At 34.6% G+C, this 13774-nt stretch carries 13 protein-coding genes; 12 read left to right on the top strand and 1 reads right to left on the bottom strand.

Annotated elements, in window-relative coordinates:
• Window positions 1-5: 5 nt before the first annotated feature.
• Genes ACFQ13_RS13935 through ACFQ13_RS13920 form a run of 4 tightly spaced genes read left to right on the top strand, consistent with a single transcriptional unit; the run spans window position 6 to window position 4754 of the window.
• Complete coding sequence (locus tag ACFQ13_RS13935) at window positions 6-1193, top strand: phosphoglycerate kinase (RefSeq protein WP_386118370.1); 1188 nt, start codon at window positions 6-8, stop codon at window positions 1191-1193.
• 3 nt (window positions 1194-1196) lie between these two features.
• Window positions 1197-2156 carry a hypothetical protein gene (locus ACFQ13_RS13930; RefSeq protein ID WP_386118369.1) on the top strand — a complete coding sequence of 320 codons (960 nt, stop codon included), beginning with the start codon at window positions 1197-1199 and terminating at the stop codon, window positions 2154-2156.
• 34 nt (window positions 2157-2190) lie between these two features.
• Window positions 2191-3750 (top strand): LysM peptidoglycan-binding domain-containing protein, encoded by a 1560-nt coding sequence (locus tag ACFQ13_RS13925; RefSeq protein ID WP_386118367.1) that lies wholly within the window; start codon window positions 2191-2193, stop codon window positions 3748-3750.
• A gap of 23 nt (window positions 3751-3773) precedes the next feature.
• A complete protein-coding gene (locus tag ACFQ13_RS13920) occupies window positions 3774-4754 on the top strand; it encodes a DUF4837 family protein (RefSeq protein WP_386118365.1) in 981 nt (326 codons plus the stop codon).
• Window positions 4755-4807: 53 nt separating this feature from the next.
• Here ACFQ13_RS13920 and ACFQ13_RS13915 read toward each other — a convergent pair whose 3' ends face one another.
• On the bottom strand, window positions 4808-4999 hold the full coding sequence (locus tag ACFQ13_RS13915) for a Sec-independent protein translocase subunit TatA/TatB (protein WP_114308093.1): 192 nt from the start codon (window positions 4997-4999) through the stop codon (window positions 4808-4810).
• Window positions 5000-5114: 115 nt separating this feature from the next.
• On the opposite strand from ACFQ13_RS13915, the gene ACFQ13_RS13910 reads away from it, so the two are divergent.
• From ACFQ13_RS13910 to rfbD, 8 genes are read left to right on the top strand one after another with little or no spacing between them, the layout of a single operon-like run.
• Window positions 5115-5984: a M23 family metallopeptidase gene (locus ACFQ13_RS13910; RefSeq protein WP_386118364.1), complete on the top strand. Its 870-nt coding sequence runs from the start codon at window positions 5115-5117 to the stop codon at window positions 5982-5984.
• Window positions 5984-7486, top strand: a complete 1503-nt coding sequence (locus tag ACFQ13_RS13905; RefSeq protein ID WP_386118361.1) for a GH3 auxin-responsive promoter family protein — start codon at window positions 5984-5986, stop codon at window positions 7484-7486. Before ACFQ13_RS13910 ends, ACFQ13_RS13905 begins: the two co-directional genes overlap by 1 nt.
• Before the next feature lie 27 nt (window positions 7487-7513).
• A complete protein-coding gene (locus ACFQ13_RS13900) occupies window positions 7514-9205 on the top strand; it encodes a DUF6909 family protein (RefSeq protein WP_386118358.1) in 1692 nt (563 codons plus the stop codon).
• 3 nt (window positions 9206-9208) lie between these two features.
• On the top strand, window positions 9209-10261 hold the full coding sequence (locus ACFQ13_RS13895; RefSeq protein ID WP_386118355.1) for a hypothetical protein: 1053 nt from the start codon (window positions 9209-9211) through the stop codon (window positions 10259-10261).
• Window positions 10254-11273: a dTDP-glucose 4,6-dehydratase gene (gene rfbB / locus ACFQ13_RS13890; RefSeq protein WP_386118353.1), complete on the top strand. Its 1020-nt coding sequence runs from the start codon at window positions 10254-10256 to the stop codon at window positions 11271-11273. Before ACFQ13_RS13895 ends, rfbB begins: the two co-directional genes overlap by 8 nt.
• 1 nt (window position 11274) lies before the next feature.
• Entirely contained in the window at window positions 11275-12138 is an 864-nt protein-coding gene (rfbA, locus tag ACFQ13_RS13885; RefSeq protein ID WP_386118350.1) for a glucose-1-phosphate thymidylyltransferase RfbA, read from the top strand.
• Window positions 12139-12143: 5 nt separating this feature from the next.
• Window positions 12144-12689, top strand: a complete 546-nt coding sequence (gene rfbC, locus ACFQ13_RS13880; RefSeq protein WP_386118347.1) for a dTDP-4-dehydrorhamnose 3,5-epimerase — start codon at window positions 12144-12146, stop codon at window positions 12687-12689.
• On the top strand, window positions 12686-13543 hold the full coding sequence (gene rfbD, locus ACFQ13_RS13875; protein WP_386118344.1) for a dTDP-4-dehydrorhamnose reductase: 858 nt from the start codon (window positions 12686-12688) through the stop codon (window positions 13541-13543). The genes rfbC and rfbD overlap by 4 nt, the downstream gene beginning before the upstream one ends.
• Window positions 13544-13774: the final 231 nt, after the last annotated feature.

The raw sequence follows: 13774 nt of genomic DNA, 5'->3' as shown, positions 1-13774 counted from the left end.
ATATCATGAAAACATTGAACGACTTTAATTTTAAGGATAAAAAAGCATTAATCAGAGTAGATTTTAACGTGCCGTTAAATGATCAGTTTGAAGTTACTGATGCAACAAGAATTGTATCTGCAAAACCAACGATAATTAAGATTTTAGAAGACGGAGGAAGCTGTGTTTTAATGTCGCATTTAGGACGACCGAAAGGGGTGCAAGATGAGTTTTCTTTAAAGCATATTGTTCCAAAAATTGAAGATATATTGGGGGTTGAAGTCAAGTTTGCCGACAATTGTGTTGGGGCTGAAGCTGAAGCAATGGCTGCAGCATTACAACCTGGAGAAATATTATTATTAGAAAATTTACGTTTTCACGAAGAAGAAAAGCAAGGGGATAAAGAGTTTGCAGAACAATTATCTAAGTTAGGTGATATCTATGTAAACGATGCCTTTGGTACTGCTCATAGAGCTCATGCCTCTACAACAATCGTCGCTGAGTTTTTCCCGGAACACAAATGTTTTGGAAGCCTATTAGCACAGGAAATAGAAAGCATCAAAAAAGTAATGGAAGATGGTGAAAAACCAGTATTAGCCGTTCTTGGTGGTGCAAAAGTGTCCTCTAAAATTACCGTTATCGAGAATATTTTAGATAAAGTAGACCATTTAATTATTGGTGGAGGTATGACCTTTACTTTTATTAAAGCACAAGGTGGTAAAATTGGTAATTCTATTTGTGAAGATGACAAAATGGAATTGGCTTTAGATATTTTAAAACAAGCTGAAGCTAAAGGTGTAAAGGTACATTTACCTGTAGATGTAGTTGCTGCTGATGATTTTAGTAATACGGCAAATACACAATTTTGTGATGTTACAGCTATCCCTGATGGATGGGAAGGTGTAGATGCAGGACCTAAATCTATCGAGATTTTTGATACTGTTGTAAACCAATGTAAAACGATTCTTTGGAATGGACCTTTAGGTGTTTTTGAAATGGAAAGTTTTGCTAAAGGGACCATTGAATTAGGAAACTCTATAGCCAATGCAACTAAAAACGGAGCGTTTTCTTTAGTTGGTGGTGGTGATTCTGTTGCTGCTGTAAAACAATTTGGATTCGAAGACAAAGTAAGCTACGTAAGTACTGGTGGAGGTGCTATGTTAGAAAGCTTAGAAGGTAAAACGTTACCAGGTATCGCTGCGATATTAGATTAATATATGAGGTTGTTTAAATACATCTTCTTATTATTTTTCTTTTTTAGCTGTGATTCTGATGATACCTCTTCAGAAGTAACAGATATAAGATATAAAGTGCTCTTAGATTATGATGGAGATATCGTTTTCATAGGTGACCAATCAAATAAGGTGATTTTTGAAAGTAGCTCTTCTGAGTATTATTTGAGCATTTTAGGCTATTATAATAAAGTACAATCTAAACGGTTGTACTTTATTTCTAGAAGTGATTTTTATTCAGGTTTTAAGTTGAATTATATTGATTTACAAGACTTATACGAGAATAGAGATTACCACTATATGGTTCAATCTTCTGAGATTAATTTTGATGAAAATGATTATTTAATGTCTGGTGTCTTTATGGAATCAGAAAATAGATATCATTTTTTGGTTACTGAAGACGATTCAAATATTCTTTTAAAAACTTTTGAGAATGGAGCGTTGGTAGAGACTCAAAATGTAACGTCAACCTTTGGTATTTCTAATTTTGGTATAGAAGGAATTAGTTATCTTCAAGCGTCTAATAAACTAGTTATTATTCAAGATGTGTTTAATTCTTCAACTCAAAAAACAAAGATTATCGATTTAGATACCTTTAGTTTAGTAGGAGAGCATACCAACTTTAATTACAACTTTTTTAAAGCTTTTGGTGATGCCGAGCATCAATTTCTAATCGGAAGAAAGGAAATTAGTTATCAAGTCCACGAATATTTAACAGATTTACAAGGTCATTTAATTACTGATAATTCTGATGGTTATTCGTTTATAGGACGGGCCTCAATAGGTTACGATACTGATGAAAGTACTTTTGAATATTTTATAGATGGTGACGGTAGGGAAGAAGTCGGAATAATAAATACCATTACAGGAGAGTTATTACCACAAGGTGTGGAAGGTGAACCTCATTCTAGAAATTCCCCAATTTTTTATTTTAAACCTAATTAATCAATTCGATTAATTTAATAAACGATATTGAGCTATGCTACGCGTTATAGTATTATTTTTTTGTACAATTATTTGTAGTGCTCATCTTGTAGCACAAGTTAAAACGGATAGCATTGTAAGTACATCGACTAAAGTTGATTCAAGCCAAACTTCCGTAATTGATGGCAAGTTGATTAAATCTGGAGATAAGATTCATCCAATTAAGGATTCTTTAGATATTAAAAACCTTTTAGATTTACCCGAAGCTGCGGCCTTAGATAAAAAGTGGTTAGATGAGCTGTATAGCAATGCGCTTTACGACACCATTTATAAGTCTGTCGTAGAAATGAGTTACGAACCCGTTGAGTATCCTGAGCTTTCTACAGACACATTAAAGGCGAGATTAGCACGTTTAAACGCTAGAACCCCTTTTAATGTAGAATATAATGCCTCTTTAGAGAGTGTAATTAAAAGCTACTTAAAACACCGACGTAAATCGTTTGAAAAGTTAATGGGCTTGAGTCATTTTTATTTTCCAATGTTTGAGCAAGAATTTGCTACTCATGATATTCCTTTAGAGATGAAATATTTGGCCATTGTAGAGTCGGCCTTGAAGCCTAGAGCGCGTTCGCGTGTGGGTGCCACCGGACTTTGGCAATTTATGTATGGAACAGGGAAAGAGCATGGTTTAGAGGTGAGCAGTTATGTTGATGATCGTAGCGATCCTATAAAAGCAACAACTGCGGCTGCTGAATATCTAAATAGGGTTTACCGTATTTTTAATGATTGGGATTTAGCGTTAGCAGCGTACAATTCGGGTCCAGGCAACGTTAATAAAGCCATAAGGCGCTCTAATGGTGCTACCAACTATTGGAATATTCGCCATAACCTACCAAGAGAAACCGCAGGATATGTACCAGCCTTTTTAGCCACTATGTATATTTTTGAATATGCTAAAGAGCACGGATTTAAACCTGAACGACCAGATTTTCAGTTGGTACAAACGGATACGGTTCATGTTAAGCAAATGATTTCTTTAAATCATGTGTCTGAGGCTACGGGGATAAAAATTGAAGCTTTACAATTTTTGAATCCGGCTTATAAATTAGATATTATACCAAAAGTAGAAGGTAAAAGCTATACACTGAGGTTACCACGTACAGCTATAGGCACTTTTGTCACCAATGAAGATCAAATTTACGCTTATGCTAATGCTGAATTTGAAAAACGTGAAAAGCCTTTACCAGAGCTCATAAAAGCAGAGAGTAAAATTACCTATCGCGTAAGAAGTGGCGATTACTTAGGGAAGATTGCAAGGAAATATGGAGTTCGGGTGAGTCAGCTAAAACAATGGAATGGACTTCGTGGTCATAACCTAAAAATTGGCCAACGACTTACTATTTTTCCAAAAAATCACAATGTTACCACGACCACAAAAACGCCTAAAAAAGTCATTAATACTGCTGGTAAACAGGTCTATAAGGTAAAGTCGGGCGATTCACTATGGAGTATTGCTCAAAAGTTTCCTGGCGTTTCTGTTGATAATATAAAAGAATGGAACGATATTAGTGGTAATAAACTCAAAATAGGAATGACACTTATTGTGTCTAAATAAAAACCCAACTTAAACATTTAACTATGAAAGCTTTTTATACTGTATTATTTTGTGTGTTATTGCTGGCATGTGGCGATAATAAGGAGAATGACAATCGGACTTATTTACCCTCATCTAATGGAAACTTAAATACCATTTCTATTGTTGCTGATAATATAGTTTGGGAGGGCGAAGTCGGTGAGGCTATTAGAGGCATTTTTGCGGCCCCTGTTAATGGTTTACCAACCGAAGAGCCTATGTTTAACATGAAACAAATCCCAACGCAGGTTTTTGATGGTTTTGCGGCGAGAAGCAGAATTGTACTTAAAATTGAAAAAGGAAATGTAGAAACTACGACTAAAATAGTCCATGAAGCCTTTGCTAAGCCTCAAACAGTGGCCGTTGTTGGCGGAAAGACCGATGAGGATATCATAGCCCAGTTAAAGGCCAATAAGGATAAAATTATCGAAGCTTTTACCCAAGAAGAGGTGAAGGAGAAGTTAAGACGAATTAATTTATCACCACTTTCAGATAAGGATATCGAAAAGCAATTGGGGATTACTATAGATATTCCTTCTGCGTACAAAATAGGAAAATCTGAAGATGAATTTTTCTGGATTAGAAAGAGTTTAAGTAATACTAAAACGATCGATTTAATGCTTTATACGGTTCCTATGGAAACCATTTCTAAAAGTGATAGTACTATTGTAGATATCGTAAAAATGCGAAATGAGATTACTAAAACTAAAATTCCTGGAGAAGACGACATCTATATGGAAGTTGAAGATGCCTATGTGCCTTCAATGTTTGAAACCGTTATAGATGATAAAGCGGCTTATGAAGTGCGCGGTATGTGGGTGATGAATGGTTTTACAATGGCCGGACCGTTTATTACTTATGCCATTGAAGATAAAGCAAACAACCGCTATGTTGTTGCCGATGGTTATGTGTATGCACCGTCATTAGAAAAACGGGATTATATATTTGAATTGGAAGCAATGATTAAGTCCATTGACATTAAATAAGAAACAAAAAAAGCCAACTTTATCAGTTGGCTTTTTTGTTATATGTCTTTTTCTTAAGCGTTAGAGTCTTTCTCTTTAACGTCATTAGGTTCTTCTTTGCTAGCGTCCTTAAACTCCTTAATTCCACTACCTAAACCTTTCATTAACTCAGGGATTTTTTTCCCACCAAACAATAAAAGTATCGCAAGACCAATAATTACATATTGCCATGGTCCAATAAATAAAAATATATTGCTGAAAATCATAATTTTAAATTTTAGAGTACAAAGTTAGTGATTATAGTTTATATAATAGTATTCTTTAGTCAACTTTAAGACTTTATGATGATGCTATTACAGGATTTTAACTAATTTTGTTTCGATGGCAAAAAAGAAAAATAAAGAGAAAAAATTCAGGAAAAAATTGCTACATAAGTATCGATTGGTGATCCTTAATGAAGATACTTTTGAAGAACGTTTCGCTATTAAACTAACACGGCTTAACGTTTTTGTGTTATCTACCATCTCCGCAATTTCTTTAATCTTTTTTACGGTGCTCTTAATTGCTTTTACACCGTTAAGAGAATATATTCCGGGGTATTCTTCAGCCAAATTAAAAAAGAAGGCCACGATTTTAAACTATAAAACCGATTCTTTAGTTCAAGAATTAGAGATGAACAAGCGGTATTACGCTTCCATAAGAAAAGTGCTTACCGGAGACGTGGCAACTATAGATTTTAATAGAGATTCTATCATAGAAGCTGCTAAGAATGATCTTGATATTTTACAGGTCCCAACCAATAAAGAAGACTCCCTTTTAAGAGAAAAAGTAGAAAAAGAAGATAAGTACAGTTTGTTTGAAGAAACCGCAGATCAGTCTAGTTATGTGTTGTTTCCTCCCGTTAATGGTACGATTTCTGAAAACTATAACTTAGAAGAAAAGCATTACGCTGTAGATATTGTAGTGCCTTTAAATACACCCGTGAAAGCCACAGCAGATGGCACTATAATCTTTGCAGAATGGACCGTAGAAACCGGTTATGTGGTGATAATTGAGCACAACCGCGAACTTATTTCGGTGTACAAGCATAATTCTGCAATTACAAAAAGCCAAGGCGATGTTGTAAAATCTGGGGAGGTGATTGCTATGTCTGGGAATTCGGGCGAATTAACCACCGGACCTCACTTACATTTTGAACTTTGGAGTAAAGGTTATTCTGTAAACCCTATTAACTTTATTAATTTTCAGTAATGGCATCACTTAAAGCCGCACTCTCAAAACCGTTTGCGAAATATATAGCTTGGAAAATCAATAAATGGTCTTCCAATCCTGTAGAAACCCAACAAAAAGTGTTTCAAGATTTAATATCTTCAGCACAACATACGGCCTTTGGAAAAGATCATAATTTTGAAAGCATAAGCTCTTATGAGGCCTTTCAGAAAGAAGTTCCAATTAGAGATTATGAAGATTTAAAACCCTATGTAGAACGCGTTGTTGCTGGTGAACCTGATATTCTTTGGAAGGGAAAACCCTTGTACTTTGCTAAAACGTCAGGGACCACTTCCGGGGCTAAATACATTCCTATTACTAAGGAAAGTATGCCTACACACATTGAAGCGGCAAGGAATGCCATCTTAATGTATATACATGAAACTGGGAATTCTAAGTTTGTAGATGGTAAAATGATTTTTCTACAAGGCAGTCCGATTTTAGAAGAAAAAAATGGCATTAAACTAGGGCGTTTGTCTGGTATTGTGGCGCATTTTGTTCCGAAGTATTTACAAAAAAATAGATTGCCAAGTTTAGAGACCAATTGCATTGAAGATTGGGAGACTAAAGTTGATGCCATCGTTGAGGAAACCATAAATGAAGACATGAGTATCATTTCTGGAATTCCATCATGGGTACAAATGTATTTTGAAAAGCTTATTGAGAAGTCTGGTAAGAACGTAGGCGACTTATTTAAGAATTTTAATTTGTTCATTTTTGGAGGGGTGAATTATGAGCCATACCGTTCAAAATTTGAGAACCTTATCGGGCGGAAAGTTGATAGTATAGAATTATATCCGGCGAGTGAAGGATTTTTTGCGTTTCAAGATCAGCAAAATGAAAAAGGGATGTTGCTGCAATTAAATTCGGGCATATTTTATGAATTTATTGAGGCGGAACATTTTTTTGATGAAAATCCAAAGCGTCTTACCATTGCAGAGGTTAAGTTAAGCGTAAATTATGTTATGATTATTTCTACTACTGCGGGCTTATGGGCCTACAATATTGGAGACACGGTTCAGTTTACGTCTTTAAAGCCTTATAGAGTGATTGTTAGCGGGAGAATTAAACATTTTATCTCGGCCTTTGGAGAGCATGTTATAGGTAAGGAAGTGGAACAAGCGCTTAAAGAAGCCACAAAAAATACTTTAATTTCGGTCAATGAGTTTACGGTGGCACCGCAAATAAATCCTGAGGAAGGTTTACCTTATCACGAATGGTTTATTGAGTTTGAGAACGCCCCTGAAGATGAAATCCAGTTTATTGCAGCTTTAGAACAGTCCTTACAACAACAAAACAGTTATTATTTCGATTTAATAACAGGAAAGGTGTTAAGACCCTTACAGCTCACAAGAATTAAAAAAGATGGTTTTCAGACGTATATGAAATCTATAGGGAAATTGGGTGGACAAAACAAAATTCCAAGATTGGCGAACGATCGAAAAATTGCAGACCGCTTATATGAATTGAAATTAACTAAATAAGCCTATATTTGTAGGTTAAATTATTATATGAGTACAACAAAAAAAGAACAAGGACGAACAAGAGCACAAGAGAGTTCTAGTGCTATAGAGCGTATGTATATTACTATGCGCCACCTTTTTAATCGTGGTTTTTATAAGCCTATGGGAGTTTCAGGAGAAACTTTACGTGAGGCTTTACTACTTTTACGTCCAGAAATTTACGGTTCTATTGGAGAAGAAAAAGCAGAATTAGAAGGCTTACTTTACGTCGTAGATCGTTTACCACAAGGAATAGAAGAGTGTACCTTTATTAACTTAACCAGTGATGAGGGCTATGCTAATTCGCATTTTAAATCTATAATTCCACCAAAAAGAAGACGTAACTGTTATCGTATTGACGATGAACAAATGAATATTGAAATCACTAGAGGGCGCTCAGAGATTTACGATATTTTAACGCACCTTACGTTTTTATTTGTGGAGTCTCATAAAATTAGCAAACGCGTTATTATTGATGAAGACGGCTCTACGGTTAGAGATTGGCAGAAATTAGAAAACGCGGTATTGTCTTCTAATAAATTAACACAAAAGGAGCGCGAAATTGCTATTACGCATACGGCAAATATCTTAGGCCGTACGTTTCATGAGTTAACTGACGCTTATCCTAAATTTGCAACAGAAAGTCAGCCAGAGCGTTTACTGCATATTGTATATTGGTTAGGAAAATTAGCCATAGAAGAAACCATTAATAACGTTAAGCGTACCATTACGTTTAGTCCTGTATTAAGAGAGCGTTTAGGGCACCATATTCATGGTGAAATATGGGCAGATACCATTAAGACGGCTTTACATGACAAAGGACTTTTAGAGCGTCCTATTCATATTATCAGTGCCAATATGCACAGTGTTATGAATTCTTTATTTGCCAAAGGGGCCCTTAAAGGTGCAGACGCTAAAAAGGATATTTTCCAAACCTATGAAGCTTTAAGTGATTCTAAAAACGGACATTTAAGAGCTAAGATTGAAAAATTGGCCCTTCAAAATGGTATGATGAGTATCAAAGATACTTCAGGAACAAACATAGACATTCAAGTTTTTGATACCGATAAAATAGATTTCTCTAAAACAGAATTTAAGTATTTAGAAGAGGTTAAAGAGAAGAAAGCGGTGCTAATTGTTATGGACTATGCCTTTGGAGAACAGGCGTATGAAACCTTAGATGAATTATTAAAGCCAATTTATGTTGAGGATAAGGATGTTCACCTTAATGTAGAATCGATCTCTATAATGGGGAAAGCAGGTATTTTACAAGGAGGAAAAGGAGATGTTATGATTCCTAATGCGCATATTTTTGAAGGTACTGCAGATAACTATCCTTTTAAAAATGAATTGAGTAAAGATGATCTTTCTGATTGCGGGGTCTCTGTTTACGAAGGTACAATGGTTACTGTTTTAGGAACCTCACTTCAGAATAAAGAGATTTTAAAATTCTTTAAAAAATCAACTTGGAATGTTATTGGTTTAGAAATGGAGGGGGCACATTACCAAAAAGCCATTCAGGCCGCTTCTAAGGTGAGAGGGAACATCAATGAAGATGTTAAAGTACGCTATGCGTATTACGCTAGTGATAACCCTTTAGAAACTGGGGCAACCTTAGCTTCTGGAGGTCTAGGAACCTCAGGAGTTAAACCAACTTACGTCATTACAAAAAAAATAATAGAACAAATATTTAATTCATAAGAAATGAGTGAAAAGTTACCGCAGCAACCCCAAAATGAAGAGGTTGATTTAGGGCAATTGTTTAATGCTATAGGAAAGTTATTCGATAAGTTTTTTGCTTTTATAGGGCGTATTTTTAAAGGCATTTTTTCAGCATTTATTTATGTTTTAAAACCATTAGTACATCATTTTAAAATAGTAGGTATTGCGTTAGTCGCGGCGTTTATTGTTGGTTTTATAATTGAAAAAACGAAAAAACCGATTTATTTTTCTGATTTGATCGTTAAAACGCATTTTGACTCCAAGTATCAATTAAAGAGTGATATAGATTACTTTAATGCCCTTATAGGTGCAGATAATGTTGAAGAATTATCCACTATTTTTGAAATTGATAGTGCCTCTGCAAAACAGTTAAAGGTATTTGAACTTAGAGCAGGACCAGAGACTCAAAATGATTTATTCTTAGAGTATGATGAATACCTACAATCTGTAGATACGTCTTTGGTTAACGAATTGAGTTACGTAGAGTACATCAATAATAGAGGGCTTTTATCGGGTCATATTTTTACGATTACGGCGTATTCTAGTAAGCAAAATATCTTTTTAGATTTAACTAAGGGGATAAAAAAGACCTTTGAAAATGAATATTCAAAACATCAAATGCAGGTTAGAGATACTATTGCTTATATTGAGCGTCAGTCTTTAACCACAGAATTATCGCGTTTAGATAGTCTTCAGAAAACATATTTAGAAGTATTAAAAAATGATTCTCAAAATAAAGCATTATCGTTTGCTATTAGTTCAAGTATCCCTTTGCAACAAGAAAGATCGATCACCAAAGAGTATGAACTTTTTATAAAAGAGCAAGAGATTAGAAGAAATCTTAATGAAGTGAATTCTTTGATTGCAGAAGAGAATACTTATTTCGATATCATCTCTGATTTCGATAAATTTGGAAGTTACGATAAGCTTTTAATAAATCGTTTCTATTTTAAACTTCCTATTTTCGTATTGTTGTTATTAACTGTTGGGTTTTTATTTATTAAATTTATAAGGTTTATTAAAAATTATGAGTAAAACAATGTTAGTGACAGGAGGCGCAGGCTTCATCGGTTCAAATTTCATCGTTTATTTTTTAGAAACCTACAAGGATACTAAGGTTGTTAATCTCGATTTGCTGACTTATGCAGGAGATTTGAGTAATTTAAGTGAACTTGAAAATAATTCAAATTACACTTTTGTAGAAGGTGATATTTGCGATACAGCGCTTGTCAATTCCTTATTTGAAACCTATAAGTTTTCTGGTGTTATTCATTTTGCTGCAGAATCTCATGTAGATAATTCTATTAAAAACCCTGATGCCTTTGTAAAAACTAATGTTAACGGAACATTTAACTTATTAGATGTTGCTAAAAAACATTGGATGGAAAGCCCATTTACATTTAAGACGGGTTGTGAAAATAATAGATTTCATCACATCTCAACAGATGAGGTGTATGGTACTTTAGGGGAAACGGGTTTATTTACAGAAGACACCCCTTACGCACCTAACAGTCCGTACAGTGCGTCTAAAGCTTCCTCAGATTTTATTGTAAGAAGCTATTTTCATACCTATGGGATGAATGTGGTAACGACCAATTGTAGTAATAATTATGGTCCAAAACAGCATGATGAAAAGTTGATTCCGACCATCATAAGAAAAGCCATCACTAATGAACCAATCCCAATTTATGGAGATGGTAAGAATATTAGAGATTGGTTGTACGTTTTAGATCATTGTACAGGAATTGATTTGGCTTTTCAGAAAGGAAAAGCTGGAGAGACTTATAATGTTGGAGGAAAGAATGAACGCGATAATTTGTATATCGTTCATAAAATTTGTGAAATCCTAGACAGTATAAAACCAAAGGAAGATGGCGGTTCTTATGCCGATTTAATCACTTTTGTTACTGATAGGCCTGGTCACGATTTTAGATACGCTATTGACGCCACTAAATTAGAAAACGAATTAGGGTGGAAGGCTAGCGAGAATTTTGAATCTGGCATCATGAAAACCATAGAATGGTACCTAAATAAATACAATAACTAAGATGAAAGGAATAATATTGGCAGGGGGATCCGGAACAAGATTACACCCTTTAACCTTAGCTGTTAGTAAACAATTAATGCCGGTTTACGATAAACCTATGATTTACTATCCTTTATCGACGTTAATGTGGTCAGGGATTAAGGAAATTTTAATTATATCTACACCTCAAGATTTACCTTTATTTCAGAAATTATTAGGTGACGGAAAACAGTTTGGTTGTGATTTTCAGTATGCCGTACAAGAAGAACCTAATGGTTTGGCCCAAGCCTTTATTATTGGTGAAGAATTTATTGGCGATGATAAAGTGGCTTTAATTTTAGGAGATAACATTTTCTATGGCACTGGATTAGCTGAGTTATTGCAAGAAAATAACGATCCTGACGGCGGAATTGTGTATGCCTATCATGTGCATGACCCTGAACGTTATGGTGTTGTAGAATTTGATGCATCAGGTAAGGCTGTTTCTATTGAAGAAAAGCCTGAACAGCCGAAGTCTAATTACGCCGTACCAGGGATTTATTTTTATGATAATTCTGTAGTAGAAATTGCTAAAAATATTACCCCTAGTCATCGAGGAGAATTAGAAATTACAGATGTTAATAAAGCGTATTTAAGTGCAGGGAAATTAAAGGTGAGTGTTTTAGACAAAGGCACGGCTTGGTTAGATACTGGGACGTTTAAATCTTTAATGCAAGCTTCTCAATTTGTTCAAGTCATTGAAGAGCGTCAAGGTTTAAAAATTGGTGCTATTGAAGAAGTGGCTTTTAAAATGGGATATATCGATGAAGAGCAGTTTAAAGCTCTTGTAGAGCCTTTAATTAAAAGCGGATATGGGAAGCATTTATTAAGTTTATTACCGAAATAAAAAGCATGACATTTAAAGAAACAAAATTAGAAGGTTGCTATATTTTGCAACCTAATATTTTTACAGATAAAAGAGGTTATTTTATTGAAAGCTTTAATCAACAGACCTTTAATTCATTATTAGGCTTAGAGGTCAATTTTGTTCAAGATAATGAATCTAAATCTTCTAAAGGTGTTTTAAGAGGTTTACATTATCAATTGGGTGCACATGCCCAAGCTAAACTTGTTCGTGTAGTAAAAGGCGCTGTTTTAGACGTTGCCGTAGATGTTAGAGAGGGTTCTAAAACCTTTGGACAATATGTAGCTGTAGAATTAACGGAAGCCAATAAAACGCAGCTTTTTGTACCTAGAGGTTTTGCACATGGTTTTATTGTATTAGAAGATGAAACCATTTTTAGTTATAAATGCGATAATTATTACAACAAAGCATCAGAAGCAGGTATAATTTATAATGATGACGACTTAAATATCGATTGGCAATTGCCAAGTACCGATTTTATTCTTTCAGACAAAGACATCATTTTACCTAAATTAAAAGATGCTAAACTATGATAAACATACTTGTTACTGCTAAAGATGGTCAATTGGGGCATTGCTTTCAAGATCTAGCCTCTAAGCATCAAAATCTTCAATTTGTTTTTAAAAATTCTTCAGAATTAGACATTACAAATAAAGACCATATTGAAGCTGTATTTAACACACAAGCTTTTGATTACTGTATTAACTGTGCGGCTTATACGGCCGTAGATAAAGCCGAAGAAGCTGTTGAATTAGCCAATAAGGTGAATCATTTAGGCGCCCAGAATATTGCTGAAGCTTGTGAGAAATTCGGAGTGACTTTAATCCATATTTCTACAGACTTTGTTTTTGATGGGGAAGCGCATAGCCCTTATTTAGAAAGCGCCTCTACCAATCCATTAGGCGTTTATGGCAAAACCAAATTAGATGGAGAAAAGGCTATCGCTAAGACTTTAGAACAACATTTTATTATAAGAACCTCTTGGTTGTATTCAGAATACAAAAATAATTTTCTGAAAACAATGCTAAGATTGGCTAGCCAGCGTGATGAAATTGGGGTGGTTGGTGATCAAATAGGAAGCCCAACCTATGCCAAGGATTTAGCAGAAGTCGTTTTACAAATTATAGAACAGAATGACACCAATTTTGGTACCTACCATTATAGCAATCAAGGCGAAGTGAGTTGGTATGATTTTGCGAATGAAATCTTTAAGATAGCGCAGAGCCAGATTAAACTTAATAAAATAGAAACTTCAGATTATCCTACACCAGCAAAACGCCCTATGTACAGTGTTTTAAATACGTCTAAAATTGAAAAAACTTTAAACATAAAGATTCCTGCTTGGGAAAAAAGTTTACTAATAGCCTATTCTAATTTAGAGGAATAACATTAAGAGAGAGGCATTAAAATAGCTATTCGTTATCTTAAACCAACTATAAATTGGTACCTATTTTAACTACTTAAGCTATTTTTTTTGTTATCAGAATAGAGTCATTATGTTCTGTGTATTTGGAGCACTCGTTATGAAGGGCTTCATTAGAGCTAAGCTTTATATAAAACAATTTTCAGTTGGTCCTAAAGTTTAAAGAAATTTTAAAGGGTTATTGTATCTGGGAAG

It is taken from the genome of Winogradskyella rapida (assembly GCF_042675845.1).
Taxonomy (GTDB): domain Bacteria; phylum Bacteroidota; class Bacteroidia; order Flavobacteriales; family Flavobacteriaceae; genus Winogradskyella; species Winogradskyella rapida.
This window is presented reverse-complemented; position numbering and strand designations above follow the sequence as displayed.